The sequence below is a fragment of the Histidinibacterium lentulum genome (genome assembly GCF_003789055.1).
Lineage (GTDB): Bacteria > Pseudomonadota > Alphaproteobacteria > Rhodobacterales > Rhodobacteraceae > Oceanicola > Oceanicola lentulus.
Genome location: NZ_ML119090.1, coordinates 17717 through 31690, shown reverse-complemented (window position 1 = coordinate 31690; position 13974 = coordinate 17717). Strand labels below are relative to the sequence as shown.

Annotated in this window: 12 protein-coding genes and 1 tRNA gene; 8 read left to right on the top strand and 5 right to left on the bottom strand. The window is 73.0% G+C overall.

Annotated features, from left to right (window positions below; genetic code table 11):
* Positions 1-138 precede the first annotated feature (138 nt).
* Together lipB and EAT49_RS17180 are read right to left on the bottom strand one after the other, a co-directional pair.
* Positions 139-810, bottom strand: a complete 672-nt coding sequence (lipB, locus tag EAT49_RS17185) for a lipoyl(octanoyl) transferase LipB (RefSeq protein ID WP_123643540.1) — start codon at positions 808-810, stop codon at positions 139-141.
* Positions 807-1583, bottom strand: a complete 777-nt coding sequence (locus tag EAT49_RS17180; RefSeq protein WP_123643539.1) for a LytTR family DNA-binding domain-containing protein — start codon at positions 1581-1583, stop codon at positions 807-809. Before EAT49_RS17180 ends, lipB begins: the two co-directional genes overlap by 4 nt.
* Positions 1584-1683: 100 nt before the next feature.
* Here EAT49_RS17180 and EAT49_RS17175 point away from each other — a divergent pair, with 100 nt between their 5' ends.
* From EAT49_RS17175 to EAT49_RS17155, 5 genes are all read left to right on the top strand, one after another.
* Entirely contained in the window at positions 1684-2178 is a 495-nt protein-coding gene (locus EAT49_RS17175; protein WP_123643538.1) for a DUF2306 domain-containing protein, read from the top strand.
* Positions 2179-2247: 69 nt separating this feature from the next.
* Positions 2248-2334, top strand: a tRNA-Leu gene (locus EAT49_RS17170).
* Between the two features lie 153 nt (positions 2335-2487).
* A complete protein-coding gene (locus EAT49_RS17165; protein ID WP_123643537.1) occupies positions 2488-3357 on the top strand; it encodes a hypothetical protein in 870 nt (289 codons plus the stop codon).
* 333 nt (positions 3358-3690) lie between these two features.
* A complete protein-coding gene (locus tag EAT49_RS17160) occupies positions 3691-5853 on the top strand; it encodes a GumC family protein (RefSeq protein ID WP_123643536.1) in 2163 nt (720 codons plus the stop codon).
* A 4-nt stretch (positions 5854-5857) separates the two neighbouring features.
* The gene (locus EAT49_RS17155) at positions 5858-7159 is read left to right on the top strand and encodes an O-antigen ligase family protein (RefSeq protein WP_123643535.1); all 1302 of its coding nucleotides are present in this window, start codon (positions 5858-5860) and stop codon (positions 7157-7159) included.
* Here the strand turns inward: EAT49_RS17155 and EAT49_RS17150 are convergent.
* Positions 7122-7967: a glycosyltransferase family 2 protein gene (locus EAT49_RS17150; RefSeq protein ID WP_123643534.1), complete on the bottom strand. Its 846-nt coding sequence runs from the start codon at positions 7965-7967 to the stop codon at positions 7122-7124. The genes EAT49_RS17155 and EAT49_RS17150 overlap by 38 nt on opposite strands.
* Before the next feature lie 209 nt (positions 7968-8176).
* Here EAT49_RS17150 and EAT49_RS17145 point away from each other — a divergent pair, with 209 nt between their 5' ends.
* From EAT49_RS17145 to EAT49_RS17135, 3 genes are read left to right on the top strand one after another with little or no spacing between them, the layout of a single operon-like run.
* Positions 8177-9334, top strand: coding sequence for a glycosyltransferase family 4 protein (locus EAT49_RS17145; RefSeq protein ID WP_123643533.1), 1158 nt, complete (start codon positions 8177-8179; stop codon positions 9332-9334).
* Positions 9327-10430, top strand: a complete 1104-nt coding sequence (locus EAT49_RS17140; RefSeq protein ID WP_123643532.1) for a glycosyltransferase — start codon at positions 9327-9329, stop codon at positions 10428-10430. Before EAT49_RS17145 ends, EAT49_RS17140 begins: the two co-directional genes overlap by 8 nt.
* The gene (locus tag EAT49_RS17135) at positions 10423-12120 is read left to right on the top strand and encodes a hypothetical protein (RefSeq protein ID WP_123643531.1); all 1698 of its coding nucleotides are present in this window, start codon (positions 10423-10425) and stop codon (positions 12118-12120) included. Before EAT49_RS17140 ends, EAT49_RS17135 begins: the two co-directional genes overlap by 8 nt.
* Here EAT49_RS17135 and EAT49_RS17130 read toward each other — a convergent pair.
* Together EAT49_RS17130 and EAT49_RS17125 are read right to left on the bottom strand one after the other, a co-directional pair.
* The gene (locus EAT49_RS17130) at positions 12073-13230 is read right to left on the bottom strand and encodes a hypothetical protein (protein ID WP_123643530.1); all 1158 of its coding nucleotides are present in this window, start codon (positions 13228-13230) and stop codon (positions 12073-12075) included. The two genes, EAT49_RS17135 and EAT49_RS17130, sit on opposite strands and share 48 nt — an antisense overlap.
* On the bottom strand, positions 13227-13970 hold the full coding sequence (locus EAT49_RS17125) for a hypothetical protein (protein ID WP_123643529.1): 744 nt from the start codon (positions 13968-13970) through the stop codon (positions 13227-13229). The genes EAT49_RS17130 and EAT49_RS17125 overlap by 4 nt, the downstream gene beginning before the upstream one ends.
* Positions 13971-13974 lie beyond the last annotated feature (4 nt).

The following is a 13974-nucleotide window of genomic DNA, read 5'->3' as shown; positions in this document are numbered from 1 at the left end:
CAATCGATCCCCCGCGCAACAATCGGAAAGGCGGCCTCGCCTGTCGAGTGGCCGCTCTGTCGCAGGGGCAGGCCGCCGGAGCGGGCGGGCACGATCCTCGCGAAGATCGCTGTCCGAATGGTCGGCGCCGCGGCGCGGTCAGTCCGCGGGAACGGCCGGTCGCGGCGCGTGGTCCGCGAAGGTGCGTTTCAGCGCCACGTCCACGTCCTCCATCGTGACCGGCAGGCCGAGATCCACGAGGCTGGTGACCCCGTGCTCGGAAATGCCGCAGGGCACGATGCCGGAGAAATGCCCGAGGTCCGGGTCCACGTTGATCGACAGGCCGTGAAAGGACACCCAGCGGCGGAGCCTGATGCCCAGTGCCGCGATCTTGTCCTCGGGCGGCAGGCCCGCGGCGGTGAGCGGCTTGTCGTGGCGGGAAACCCAGACGCCCACGCGGCCCTCGCGCCGCTCGCCCCTGACGCCGAACTCCGCGAGCGTGGCGATGATCCAGCCCTCGAGGCTCCGCACGAAGGCGCGCACATCGCGCCCGCGCGCGGCCACGTCCAGCATCACGTAGGCCACGCGCTGGCCCGGCCCGTGGTAAGTGTACTGCCCGCCCCGTTTCGAGACATGCACCGGAAACCGGTCGGGCTGGGTCAGGTCCCGCGGGTCGGCGGAGGTGCCCGCGGTATAGAGCGGCGGATGCTCGAGCAGCCAGATCGCCTCGGGCTCCGTGCCGGCCCGGATCGCGGCGGCGCGCGCCTCCATCCGGGCGACGGCCTCCTCGTAATCGACGAGACCGGGCGAGGTGATCCATTCGAGCGTCACAGGAGTCCCTCCGTCCGGAGCTGCGGGACGTTGGCCCGGCTCACGGGGATCTCCTCCCCCGTCGCCAGCGTCAGGATCGCGCGGTCGCCATGGCGGCGGGCGGCGTGCACCGCGTCGCGGGCGATCCAGTGCGAGCGGTGCACCTGCAGCCCGGGCTCGGGCGCGGTCTCCGCGATGGCGTCGGCGAGGCGCATCAGGATCATGTGGTCTCCGCGGTCGGTGCGGACCCGGACATAATGGTCCTCGGCGGAAAGGGCGAGGAGTCGCCCGCGTTTCTCGACGGGCAGACGCGCGAGCACCGGCGGGCTGTCGTCCTCGGCCCCTGCCTCCCTCCCCTCCGGCTGCCGGTCGAGGATGGTGCCGAGCGCCGTGACCAGGATGGCGATGGCCACGAGGGTCAGGACGAACTCCGCCAGCTCCGCCGGACCGGAGGGCAGGGTTCCGAAGGCGGCCGCGTTGATCGCCATGACCGCCCCCGAGATGGCGAGGCCCGTCACGAGGCCGAGGGTCAGGATCCGCAGCGGCAGGCCCGTGCCGCGGCGCTCCAGCATCGGCCCGAGGGACAGCGAGACGAGAACGCCGATCGACCAGGTCACCGCCGCGACGGTGGTCCAGTAGAGGATGCGCGGCAGCAGGATCATCGACGCGCCGGTGCCGAAGGGGCCGGCGATGCCCAGAATCGCCCCCACCCCCGCGAGGCCGGCCAGCACCCGACGGTCGCCCATGTGCGACCGCCATTGGCGAAGCGTGGACTGCGGGGCGGGGTCGTTCACGATGACGCGCCTTTCGTTTACGGATCACGGGTTGAGCGGCGGGGGCCGCCCTTGCGACACCCTGCCCGCAAACCGGCGACACGCTCAAGCGGAGGCAGACATGACGGCCGACCCCATTCTCGGAACCCTTCCGGTGATCCAGGTGCATATCGTCGCGGCGGTGGCGGCGCTCCTGCTCACGCCCGTCCAGTTCCTGCGGCGGCGGCGGGACCGCTGGCACCGGCGCGCGGGGCGGGTCTGGGTCGCGGCGATGGCGGCGCTCGCGGTGACAGGGCTCTTCATCCCGTCCTTCGGGCTTGCCGTCGTCGGGCACTTCGGGCCGATCCACCTTTTGAGCCTCTATGTCCTCTGGGGTCTCTGGCTGGCGATCCGCGCGGCGCGGGCGGGGCGGATCGACGATCATCGCGCGCACATGCGCGGCATGAGCCTTGGCGCGCTGGGCATCGCGGGGCTGTTCACGCTGGTTCCCGGGCGGACGATGAGCGCGGTGTTCTTTCCCGGCCATCCGCAGCTGGCCTGGGTCGCGCTCGGCCTCGGCCTCGCCGTGCTGGGGGCGCTGGCCTGGCGCGGATCGCGTCGCCGCGCGGCTGCGTGAGGAGGCGCAATTTGGCCCTTCACATTCCCGGATGGCTTGGTTAGAGACCCGCCACCAAGTCAGGACAGTGCGGTCGTGGCGGAATTGGTAGACGCGCAGCGTTGAGGTCGCTGTGGGGTAACTCCCGTGGAAGTTCGAGTCTTCTCGACCGCACCATTTCTCATCTCTGGTCCTCCCTTCATCAGTCACGGTCCCGGCGCGCGGGGTCGCGGCGGTTCTGCGCGCCGCGTCGCCGATGACGGCCTGAGGAGTTGCGCGGCGGGGAACAACCCGCAGGATGCCCCCGTGAGACGCGAAGGAGGCAGAGACATGCAGGCGGATACCGGCAGACCTCCGAGGCGGGGTGCGACGGCCACGGCGGCGGCGCTCGTGGTCGCGCTTCAGGCGACCGGCGCGCCGGCCGAGACATCCGCCTGCGCGGACCGGGTGGCGGAGGACTGGCTCGAGGAGACTTTCGGCGCGCCCCCTCCCGAGGCCGGGACGCTCACGGGTCGCCAGCGTCTCGAGACGCCGGTCTGGCTGCGCGGGGCGGAGATCTCGCAGGCGAAATACGCGGTCACGGTGCGGCGCGGCGAAGATGGCGAACATGTGGCGCTCAGCGGCCTGCGGATCGGCCCCCTGGCCTCGCGCGACGCCTATGGCGCGGGGATCCGCGTCGAGGCGCCGGACGACGACGCGGATTGGGGCGATTCGGTGGTGCGACTGTTTCTCCACGACATTGTAATCGCGCCGGAATGGCCGGACTGGCGCTCCTACGGAGAAACCAACTACGACGCGGTCGATTTTGCGGCACCCGGCGAACTCTACGGACATGCGGTGCGGATCAGCGACTGGAACGCCGATGCCGCGCTCGACATCAAGGCCGACCGCTCGCAATTCGTGGGGCTCGAGGTGAGCGGTCCGGGCAACCGGCCGATCCGGTACTGGCGCTCCGGACCCCACGATCTCGTGGCCTCGAGCCTCAGCCGTCCGGACGACGGTCCGCTGGTCTGGTTCGCGGATTGCGACGCCGTCACGCTCCGGGTGCATGACACGGAATTCAACGGCGCGCCGCGTCTGTCCCCGGACCGCGTCTCCTGTGAGCGCGGTGAAGACCCTGAAATCGTTTATCTTTCCGAGGACCCTCGCCGGACGGGAGAGATCCACCCCATGCTGCGCGGTTGCCCCTCGGGCGGCTGAGCCCGCCCTCTGCCCGGCAGTCCGGCGGCGCGCCGCGCGCGGGCCGCGCCCCGGCGCCGGGGCGCCGCCGGTCTCCGCTACCTGGCCGGTGCCGCCCTCCCGTGTCCCCGTCGACGGGACCGGCGCCGGGGCGCTCGGTTCTCCCCGTTGATAACACGGCGTCATTTCCGACCTGCCGGACGCGAGCCCTTGCGGTCGCGGCATCCGGACGCAGCGTCAGGCGGCGGGGGAGGCAGGGCCGGGATAGTGCAATCGAACCGGGAAAGGACTATTCCATAGGGTCACCGCGGTCGCGTCTCGAACGGGACCCCGGCATGGATCGGATGACGTGCAGTGACGGAAGGATGGGACAACTCGGCGGACGGCGGCGCGCAGCGGACCTCCGCTGCGGACGGCGGCGGCGGTCCGTCGCTTCTGGCGCTCGCCTGGGCCAACAAGTGGCTGGTCGGATTCTGCGGCGGTCTTGCCGCCGTGGCGGCCTATGCCGCGCTCTCGACGGTCGCGCCGACCTATTCCGCCCGGACCCAGGTGCTGCTGGAGCCGGCGACGACCACCGTGATCGACGCCCCCGCCGCGGCGGCGGCGCCCCGGGTGACACCGGCCCAGGCCGAGAGCACCGTGATCGTCATGAAATCGACCGAGGTTCTGCGCGCCGTGGCCGAGGAGCTCGGCCTCTCGGAGCGGTCGGAGTTCAACCCCGCGCTGCGTGAGCCCGGACTCGCGGATCGGGCGCGGTCGGCGCTGCGCGACGCGGTCTCCGGTCTCCTCTCGCCGGCGGAGCCGGAGGAGGGGGTGCTGCGCATCGCGCCGGGCGATCCGCTGGCCGGGGTGATCCGGGAGCTGCGCAACGCCACCGAGATCCGGGTGCTGGGCGAAAGCGCCATCATCGAGGTCCGGAGCCAGTCGCGCAGCCCGGCCCTTGCCGCTGCGATCAGCGACGCGGTCGCCGCGACCTACATCGAGCAGGAACTCGCGAAGAAGTTCGCCTCCGGCACCGAGGCGACGACCTGGCTCGAAGAGCGGACCGAACAGCTCCGCGCCGCGCTGCTGGAGGCCGACGAGCGCGTGGCCGCGTTCCGCAGCGAGCAGCTGTCCGAGGGCGCGGAGGCGGTCTCCGATCTCGAGCTGCGGATCGAGGAGCTCACGCGGCAGATCGCCCGCCTCGACGCCGAGCTGTCGGACACGCTCGGCCGGCGGGACGAGCTGCGCAGGCTCTACGAGGAGCGCAACTTCCTGTCCCTGGTCCCGCGCTTCGACATTCCCTCGATCAACGCGGTCTATGCGGATCTCATGGCCGCGGAGGCCGAGCTTTCCGACCGGGAGGCGCGCTTCGGCGACTTGCCCGTCGTCGAGGCGCAGCGGGAGGTCCGGGACGATGTGCAGGCCCGGCTCGAGTCAGAAGTGGACTCGGCGCTGTCGGGCCTCGACGTGCGGGTGGACATCCTCTCGCAGCGGCTGGCCGCCTCCGGCGAGGAACTGCGCGCGTTGCGCCGCGATCTGGTGGAGCGTCAGCAGGCCGAACTCAGGCTCGCCGAGCTCGAGCGCGAGGCCGAGGCCTCGGGCCAGGTCTACAACCGCTTTCTCGTGCAGCTGAAGGAGCTGCGGGAGCGCAGCCAGTTCCAGATCCCCGATGCCCGCATCATCACCGAGGCCGACGTGCCCGTGGCGCCCGTCGCGCCGCAGAAGGCGAAGCTCGCGGTCATCGCGGGCCTCGGCGCCAGCGCGCTGGCGCTGCTGCTGATCGCGCTGCTGCGCGACAACCGCCCGCGCGTGCGCGACGCGGAGGACCTCGCCGACCTGACCGGGGTGGACCAGGTCGAGCAGCTGCCGCCGCCGCCGGGCGGCTCGCCGCTCGCGCTGCTGGAGCGGGTCCGTGCCCGGCCCGAGTCGCCCGAGGCGCAGAGCCTCCGCTGGCTGCGCTACAGGCTTCGGGCGCGCAAGGGCAGGCAGGCCCATGTGATCTTCGTCACCTCCGCCCGCGCCGAGCCCGGCAAGTCCGGTCTCTGCGTGGCGCTGGCGGAGACCTTCGCCCTGGGCGGGGCGTCGACCGTGCTGGTGAACATCGACGGCCAGGCGGAGGACCTCGCGGCCATCGACAGCGTGAAGGCCCTGCGGGACATGCCGTTCCGTTATCTCGACTATACCGAGCGCACGATGCGCGCGCTCAACATGGGCTCGACCGAGGCCGCGGGCGATCTCGCCGACCGGCTCCGCATCCTCAAGAGCACCGACGTCATCCTGATCAACGGGCCGAGCGTGCTGCGATCGGCGGATGCGCTGGAAATGGGCGAGATGGCGAGCCGGGTGCTCATGGTCTGCACCTGGAACGAGACGCCCTCGGCCCTCGTGCAGCAGGGCGTCTCCATGCTGCGCGGCGCCGGGGCGCGGGTCGATGCCATCGCCGTCAACAACGTGCCGCGCCGGTGGCTGAAGCCGGCGGCCCATCTGCCGCACCCGCCGCAGCCGCGCCGGGCGCTCGCGGCGGCGCAGGACTAGGCCGATGTGGCAGGCGGGCACCGCCGCGATTCTCGTGGGCAGCCTCTGGCTGCTTCTGCGCCAACTGGGCCCGATGCGGCACGACCGGCTGACCTGTCTCGCCTTCGGGCTGATCTGGACCCGGTTCGCGCTGGCTGCGCTCGGTCCGACGGCGGTGCAGACCGAGGTGGCGGGCCAGTCGCTGATCGCGTTCGCCACGCTGCTGGCGGTCTTTGCCGTGGCGGCGGCGACGCCGCTCAGCGTCTATCGCTCGGACCGGGCGGTCCCGATCTACGTCATCGCGGCGCTCGGGGTCGTGGGGACGGTGCTGTCGGGGGCGGTCGGGTCGTTGCCCGGATATGTCACGATCTGGGTGCTCTTCGCCGCGCTGGCCCTGCTTCTGAACCGCGCCTATGCGCTCCACGGTCCCGGACCGGTGCTCCGGGCGCTTCTCGCGGTCTTCGCGCTGCCCCTCGCCATGCAGCTTCTGTCGCTGGCGGCGGGCATGCCGAAGTTCGGACCGGACGGATCGGCGAGCTATATCGGCGGCTACGGGCACGAGTCGGTCTTCGCCATCGTGGCGCTGGGCGGTCTCTGGGTCGCGGCGATCCTGCCCTGGCGGGACCGGCGGCTGGCCTGGCTCGCCGTGGCGGTGGGGGTCGCCGCCCTCGTCCTCGCCAACTACAGAACCATGCTCATCGCCGCCCTGCCGCTCCTGCTGGCCTTCGCGCTCTCGGGAGACCGGGGGCTGGCGGCGCGACGGCTGCCGGGGGTCCTCGCGGTCTCCGCCGCCGGGCTGATCCTGCTGCCCGCGATGCTGCCCGCCGGGGTCTTCGGCGGCGTCACCGCGCGCTTCGCCGAGCTCGGGACGCTGGCGGTGGAATGGGACCGTTTCCTGAAGCCGCCCGAGACCTTCACCGCCGCCGACAAGAACGTGCTCTCGGCGCGGGTCTACATCTGGTCCAGCTATGCCGCGGCCGTCGGAGAGGCGCGGCTGGCGCCGCTTCTCCTCGGGCACGGCGCCGAGACGCTGGCGCCCCGGATGTCCGTGCATCCGCACAACGAATACCTGCGCGTGGCCTTTCAGCACGGGCTTCTCGGGGCGGCGGCGCTGTTCGGCTTCGTGATCGCGCTGGCCGTCGCCGCGTCCCGCGCGGCGCCGCGGCGGGCCGGGGTGATGACCGCGGCGGGCTTCGCCTCGCTGCTCCTCGCCGCCGCGGGCACCTCGATCTTCGACAGGCCCGAGGGGATGATCGTGCTGGCGATCCTGACCGCGACCGCGTGGAACCTCACGGCGTCTCGGGCGCCGCGCCCCCGTGCCGCCTGAGCCTCGACGCCAGCTCCGCGAGGGCGGCGCGCGGTCCGGCGTGGCGCAGGGCGGCCGCGACGAACCGCGCCTTGCCGCGCCGTCGTGGCAGATGGGCGAGAAGCAGCCGCGCGACGCGCTGGCGATAGGCCGTCTCCCCCAGCCAGTCCCGGTGCTTGCGCAACGCCGCCGCCTGGGCGAGCAGGTCGTCGGGCGTCAGATCCGGCGTCGCGGTGGTGATCCGCTCGTGCCCCGTCCGCCGGGTATAGAGCGGTTCGGGCACCATTCCCAGCGTGCCGCGCTGCACCAGCCGGACGAAGAGGTCCCAGTCCTGAGCGCGGGGCAGGGCGGGATCGAAGCGCATGTCTGCCACGAGATCGCGGCGGATCAGGAGGCCCGAGGTTCCGCAGGGCGTGGACCGGCGCAGCCAGTCCGCATCCACCTCCCGCGCGCTGCGCCGGCGGGTGCTGCTTTCCGTGCGGCAGAGACAGGCCGCGTGACCGCCCTCCGCCATGGCGGCGAGCTGGCGTTCGGTCTTGTGCGGCAGCCACAGGTCGTCGTCGTCGAGAAATCCGACCATCTCTCCGCGCGCGAGGTCGATGCCGCGGTTGCGCGCGACATTGGCGCCGGACCGCTGCGGCAACCGCTCGAGCCTCACGCGGTCTCCGAAGCGGGCCAGCGCGGGCCCCGGGTCCGCGTCCGACGCGTCGTCCACCACGATCACCTCGAGCAGCTCCGTGGTCTGCCGGAACGCGCTGTCGACCGCCTCCGCGAGGAACTCCGGGCGGTTGCGGGTCGGGATGACGACGCTGAGGCCGGGCCTCGTCATGGATGCGCTCCCTGGTTGCGCCCGGGCCGGCAACCGGGCGGGACGGCCTTCGAGCGGACGCGACGTCATTCGGCCGGCTGCGAAGACGGTTGTGGAAGATTAGCGTCGTTGCGGACAAAGTCCATTTGCTTCTGGGGCTTATCCGACCTGGGCCCGATTCCGGAGGGACCGCCGCCCGAGCGCCGGAGCGACGACGGGAAGGATGCCTGATGCGACATGTCGCCGTGGTCGGTCTGCGCGGTATCCCCGACGTCATGGGCGGGATCGAGACCCACTGCGCCGAACTGCTGCCCCGGATGGCGCGGCAGTCGGATGACCTCACGCTCACGGTCCTGTCCCGGCGCCGGTACGCCACGGCCCCCGATCCCGCGCCGGGCGTCCGGCAGATCCCGCTCGCCGCGCCCTCCGGCAGGGGGACCGAGGCGCTGGTCCATTCGCTCTGGGCCGTCCTCTACGCGCGCCTCGCGCTGAAGGCGGATGCGGTCCACCTCCACGGGATCGGACCGGGGCTGGCGGCGCCGCTGGCGCGGGGGCTCGGGATGGGGGTTCTCTTCACCCATCACGGCGAGGATTACGCCCGCGCGAAATGGAAGCTCCCCGCCCGGCTCATCCTGCGCCTCGGCGAGGCGCTGGCCCTGCGCCTCTCGCACCGGATCATCACCGTGTCGGCGGGCACGGCGGCGCGGCTGAAGGCCCGGGCGCCCGGCCGCGCCGACCGGATCGTCCATCTGCCCAACGGGGTCTCCGAGCCCGCGACGGCCGGGGATGCAGAGGCGGTGATGGCGCGGCACGGACTGCGGCCCGGGCAATTCGTCATCCAGGTCGGCCGGATCGAACCGGAAAAGGGTCAGGACACGCTCATCGACGCCTTCCGGGCGTCCGGCGGGGCGCGAGGCACGTCGCCGATGAAACTGCTTCTCGTCGGAGAGGCGGACCACCAGAGCGGCTATTCGCGCCGGATCATGGCCATGGCCGGGCATGGCGTGGAACTGGCGGGGCGGCTCGACCGGGACACGATCTTCGCGCTGAATCGGCGGGCCGCGCTCTTCGTGCTGCCCTCGCTGCACGAGGGCCTCTCGATCGCCGCCCTCGAGGCGCTGAAGGCCGGCGCGCCGGTCCTCCTGAGCGACATCGAGCCGAACCGGAACCTCGGTCTCGAGGATCGCCACTACCTGAAGCCGGGGTCGGTCGAGGACTGGGCCAAAGGACTGCGGGGCGATCCGGCGCGGCACCGGGTGCGGCAGGGCTTCGATCCGGCCCTGTACGACTGGGACGTGATCGCGCGACGCACACTGACACTGCTCGACGCCCTGCCCGGCGGCAGGGTCCGGCTCGCCGGGACCGAAAGGTCCGCGCCGGATGTCTGACGGGAAGGGGCGGCGGGTGCTGCTGCTGATCAATTCGCTGGAGGGCGGCGGCGCGGAGAAGGTCATGGCGCAGATCGCCGCGGGCCTGACCGGGATGCTGCCCCCAGGGCAGGTCCGGCTGGCCATGCTCGACGATCTGCCGGCGGCCTGGCCCCTCCCGGAAGGGGTGGACCTGGTGCGGCTCGACTGCCGGGGCTCGTTCCGGCGCAGCATCCGCGAGACGCGGCGGCTGGTCGCCGAGTGGCGGCCCGACGTGGTGCTGTCCTTTCTGACCCGCGCCAACTGCGCGGCGATCCTCGCCTGCCGCAGGGCGGGCGCGACCTGTGTCGTGAGCGAACGGGTCAACACCACGACGCATCTGGGCGCGGGGCCGCGCGGCAGGGTCCTGCGGGCCGTGGTGGCGCGGCTCTACCCCCGCGCCGATGCCGTGGTGGCGGTGTCCCGGGGCGTCGCCCGGGAATTGCGCCGGGCCTATGGCGTGACGGAGGCGCGGCTGCGGGTGATCCCGAACCCGGTGGAGACCGGCGTGCTGGAGGCGCGGGCCGCGGAGGCGCCGGCGATCCGACTGCCCGACCGGTTCCTCGTCAGTGTCGGGCGGCTGGTGCCGAACAAGGGCGGGGAGATCCTGCTGCGCGCCTTCGCCGCGTCGGGGTTTCCAGGGGCGCTCCTGATGCTGGGGGACGGGCCGGAGCGCGGACGTCTCATGGCGCTCGCGAGGGACCTGGGGATCTCCGACCGGGTGCACCTGCCGGGCTATCTGCAGAACCCCCACGCGGTGGTCGCGCGGGCCGAGGCCTGGGTCTCGGCCTCCCGGAGCGAAGGATTTCCGAACGCGATGGTGGAGGCGATGGCGCTGGGCCTCCCGGTCATCGCCACCGACTGCCGGTCGGGCCCGCGCGAGATCCTGGCGCCCGAGGGCGCGGCGGAGGCGGGGCTCCTCGTGCCGGTGGACGACGTGGCCGCGCTCTCGGCAGCCATCGACGGGCTGGGCGATGCGGACAGGCGGCGCGACCTGTCCGGCCGGGCGAGGCGGCGCGTGCAGGACTTCCGGCCCGATGCGGTGATCGCAGCCTATGCGGAGGTGCTCGGTGTCTGACGCTGCGCGCGGCCGTGCCGGATCGGTCCCGCCGTCCGCGGACGGCACGGCGACCGGCGATCTCGTCCGCCTCGGCGGCGTCGACGCATTGGTCCTCGCGGCCGTGGACGGCGCGGAGGAGCGCCGGCTGGCGCTGCTCGTGGAGCCGCACGAGGCCGGGCGGGTTCGCAAGGCCGTTCGGGGGCTTCAGAGGACAGGGGTCGCGCTCTACACGCCGACCGGATCGAAAGGCGGGTCGTTCCGGCTGGACGCGGCGCCCTTCGAGGCGATCACGCTGTCGATCATGCCGGTGGACCTGGCGGAGACCCTGCTGGGGCGGGCCCGGGCCGGTGGCGGCCTGCCGCCGGAGGATCGGGCCTTGCTCGCGGCCTATGTCACCGCCTTCTTCCGCTCCCCCTCGCGGCTGGCCGGAGGGACGGCGACGGAGGACGAGGCCGAGGGCGCGCGCCGGGCCGACGTCTGCCGCGATCTCGCCGCGGCCGGATGGCGCCCGCCGCTCGACATGCTGGAACGGCTCGCACTGGCCGATCCGTGGCTGCGCGACACGCTGCTGGAATCGGAGGCGACGGGACCCTGGGCCGAACCGGGCCTCACCGCGTTCTTCGTGCGGGCGCGCGCGCTGGAGCGGGGGGTCCTGCCGCAGCTTCTCGAGGTGCTCGCGGATCTCGGGTTCGAGACGCTCGCCGAGGTGGCGCTCGACGACGCGGCCTCCGAGCGCATGCGCAAATCGACCCGGGGCGGGAACTGGGGATCGGGACCGTTCCGGGTCAACGGTGGGCCGCCCCGGCACATGATCTTCGCCTTCGACGCCTTTCCCGTGCCGCCCGGAGCGGCCACGAAGAGGCTCCATCCGCTTCTCGACAACGCGCGGACGCTCGAGGTCAAGTTCGCCATGCGCGACAGGGTCGAGGCGGCGGAAGGCCTCGCGCAGAGCTTCAACCCGCTCCACTCCTCCGACCATGCGCCGGAGGCGCTCCGCGTCGCGGAGGCGCTGCTGACATCCTCCGGGCTCGAGGCGCTGAAGGCGCGCGTGGCCGACCGGCGCAAGGCTCTGCGGCAGGCGACTGGCGCACTGGCGGCGGAGCCCCTCGCGGGGCGCAACCTGACGGCGGCCTGCCTGCGTCGCGACGGGGGGCTGCGGCGCGTGTTCCGGCCGCATCTGGCGCATCATGCGAAGGATGCGATCGAGGCGCAGCGCCTCCTCGGGGCGCATCCCGACCTGTGCCCGATTCTGGCCGCGGGCGAGGGCTGGATCGACCTTGCCGATCCGGGCCCGGACTTCGCGCCGGCGGGCAGCCTTGCGGCACCCTTGCCCCTCGCCCTGACCCTTCGGTTGCGGGCGCTCCTGTCCGAGGCCGCGCGGGCGGGGGTCGTGCTCGGACGCTGGGACCCGGGCCAGGCCCTTCTCGTCGACCGGGAGGGGACCGCGCTGCGGCTGACGGGCTTCGATCGGCCCCGGTGCCTCGGTGCGCCGCAGGACCTGGCGGCCACGCTCTCGGACCCGGCGACGCAGGCCGGTCTGACGCGGCTCACGGGGATGCCTGCGACGGTCTTCATCGGGGGCTCGCCCCTGCGGATGCGGCTGGCGCGCGAAGTGCTGCGGCCCGCCGTCTCGGTCCGGGACCGGGGCGCCGCGTGGACGCTACGACTGCTCGCGGCGCTCCGCGCCCGCCTCCCGCGGGGCGTCTGACCCGGCGGCGGGGCGCCACGCGACGCGGGCGAGGCTCGCCGCCCGGTCCCTCCCGTGGCGGCGCCGGCGGAGCGCCGCGCCCGCCGCGAATCCGATCAGCCAGAAGGGGTGCAGGGTCGCGCGCTTCAGCCGCTGGAGCCACGGCGGATCGCCGAGGAAGCTCGCTTTCGGGAGCCCCGTGTAGGGCCGCCATTTCGACGGGTAGGGGTCCTCGTCCATGGCATTGAGCAGTGGGAGGGCGACGGGGGCATCCCTCGGCACGCCGGACAGGACATAGCTCCTCTCGGGGGGCACGGGACCCTCGCGGCGGGCGGCGAATTCGAAGTCGATGGCCCGTAGGCGACCCGTCCGCGCGTCGATGAGGACGTTGTCGCGGGGCGTCAGGTCGATGGCGTCGAAGCCCTCGGCGCAGCAGAGCCGGACGAACTCGGCCAGCGTGCGCACATGCGCGAGAGGCAGCGGCAGGGGCAGGCGCAGGCCCAGGATGCGGGGCCGGCGCAAGGCGTCGGGGATGTCCTCGAAGAGGAGAGAGCGGTCGTCACGGGCGAGGAGCCGGGGCGGCACCGCGCTCAGCCGTGCCATGTGCTCGACGAAGTGCGCCTCCCGCGCGAGGGCGTCGCGCGCGGCGGGCCGGAAGGTCTTGAGGATCGCGGTCCCCCCGCCATGGGCCACGCGCTCGACCTTGGCGCGGTACTTGAACCGGCTGAGGTCCGCGAGAACGGTCCGGTCCGTCGCCATTCCGGCGCGGGCGGCGGCAAGCGCCGCGTCGAGTTCCGCCATGCCCTCGGGTCCAAGGAGGCTGCGGGCGATCCGCTCCGCCTCGGCCTCGCTCCGGGTGATGCGCAGGCGCGGGGTCGCGGGAAGCGTCGAGACGAGATGCGCTGCGCGTGCGAGCTCCGGGCTGGCGAAGGCCGCGGCGGGCGTGGTCTCGCTTTCAAGGAGAGGGTTGAAGGCGACGAGGGCTTGGCCGGTAGGGAACGGTGGATCGGGGAGCCGGTCGAGGGAGCACGTCCCGAAAACCTCGAACCCCCGCGCCGCGAGGGCGGCCGTGACCTCCCCGGCCAGCGCCGCGTCCGGATCCCCGAGGGCGACCACGCAAAGCCCCCTCATCGGTGCTCCGCCAGCCAGCGGTTGAAGGGCTTCAGCGCCTCGAGATGGGCGGGGTCCGGGCGCCAGCCGTGGTCCCCCAGCCAGCGGTCGAGACTGTCGAGGCTGATCTCCCCGGGCAACGCGACCCCCGCGCCGGGCGCGAGCCCGCGCAGCACGGCGGCATAATCCCGCGAGCCCTCCTGCCGCGGCGGTGTCCCTCCATCCGGGGCGAGGCCGGACTGGTAGCCCTTGAGATACACCGCGTGATAGGCGAGGCCGAGAAGATGCTGGCGCGGGGCGGGCACCGACCACGGGCCGGGGTCCCGGATCCTGGTGGCCAGGATCTCGGCGGCCCTGGACGGGGGAAAGCCGGGCACGCCTCCGGACAGCAGATCGGGCCGGAACCCGCCGCCATTGGCGCCCGTCACGGAAAAGACGTCGATCTTCTGCCCGCGCGGCCATGTCGACAGCAGCGCCTCGATCGTCGCCATCCCCTCGTCCGACACGAGGATGTCCACGTCGTGGCCCCGGCCCACGCGGGGCAGGTCCTCGAACCAGCGCAGCACCACATGGGGCGTGCCCGCGTCCTTCAGGGCCTCGAAGAATCCCCGGACGCCCAGGGCGGGCGGAATGTAGCGGTTTCCCCTCGGGTTGACCTGCGCCTCGGCCCGGCGGCGTCCGGACGGCCCGAGCAGAGGCAGCACCGGCTCGAGGACAAGGCGCAGCGCCTGCTTGCGGCGGCGGTTCAGCAGCGGTCCCACGGGC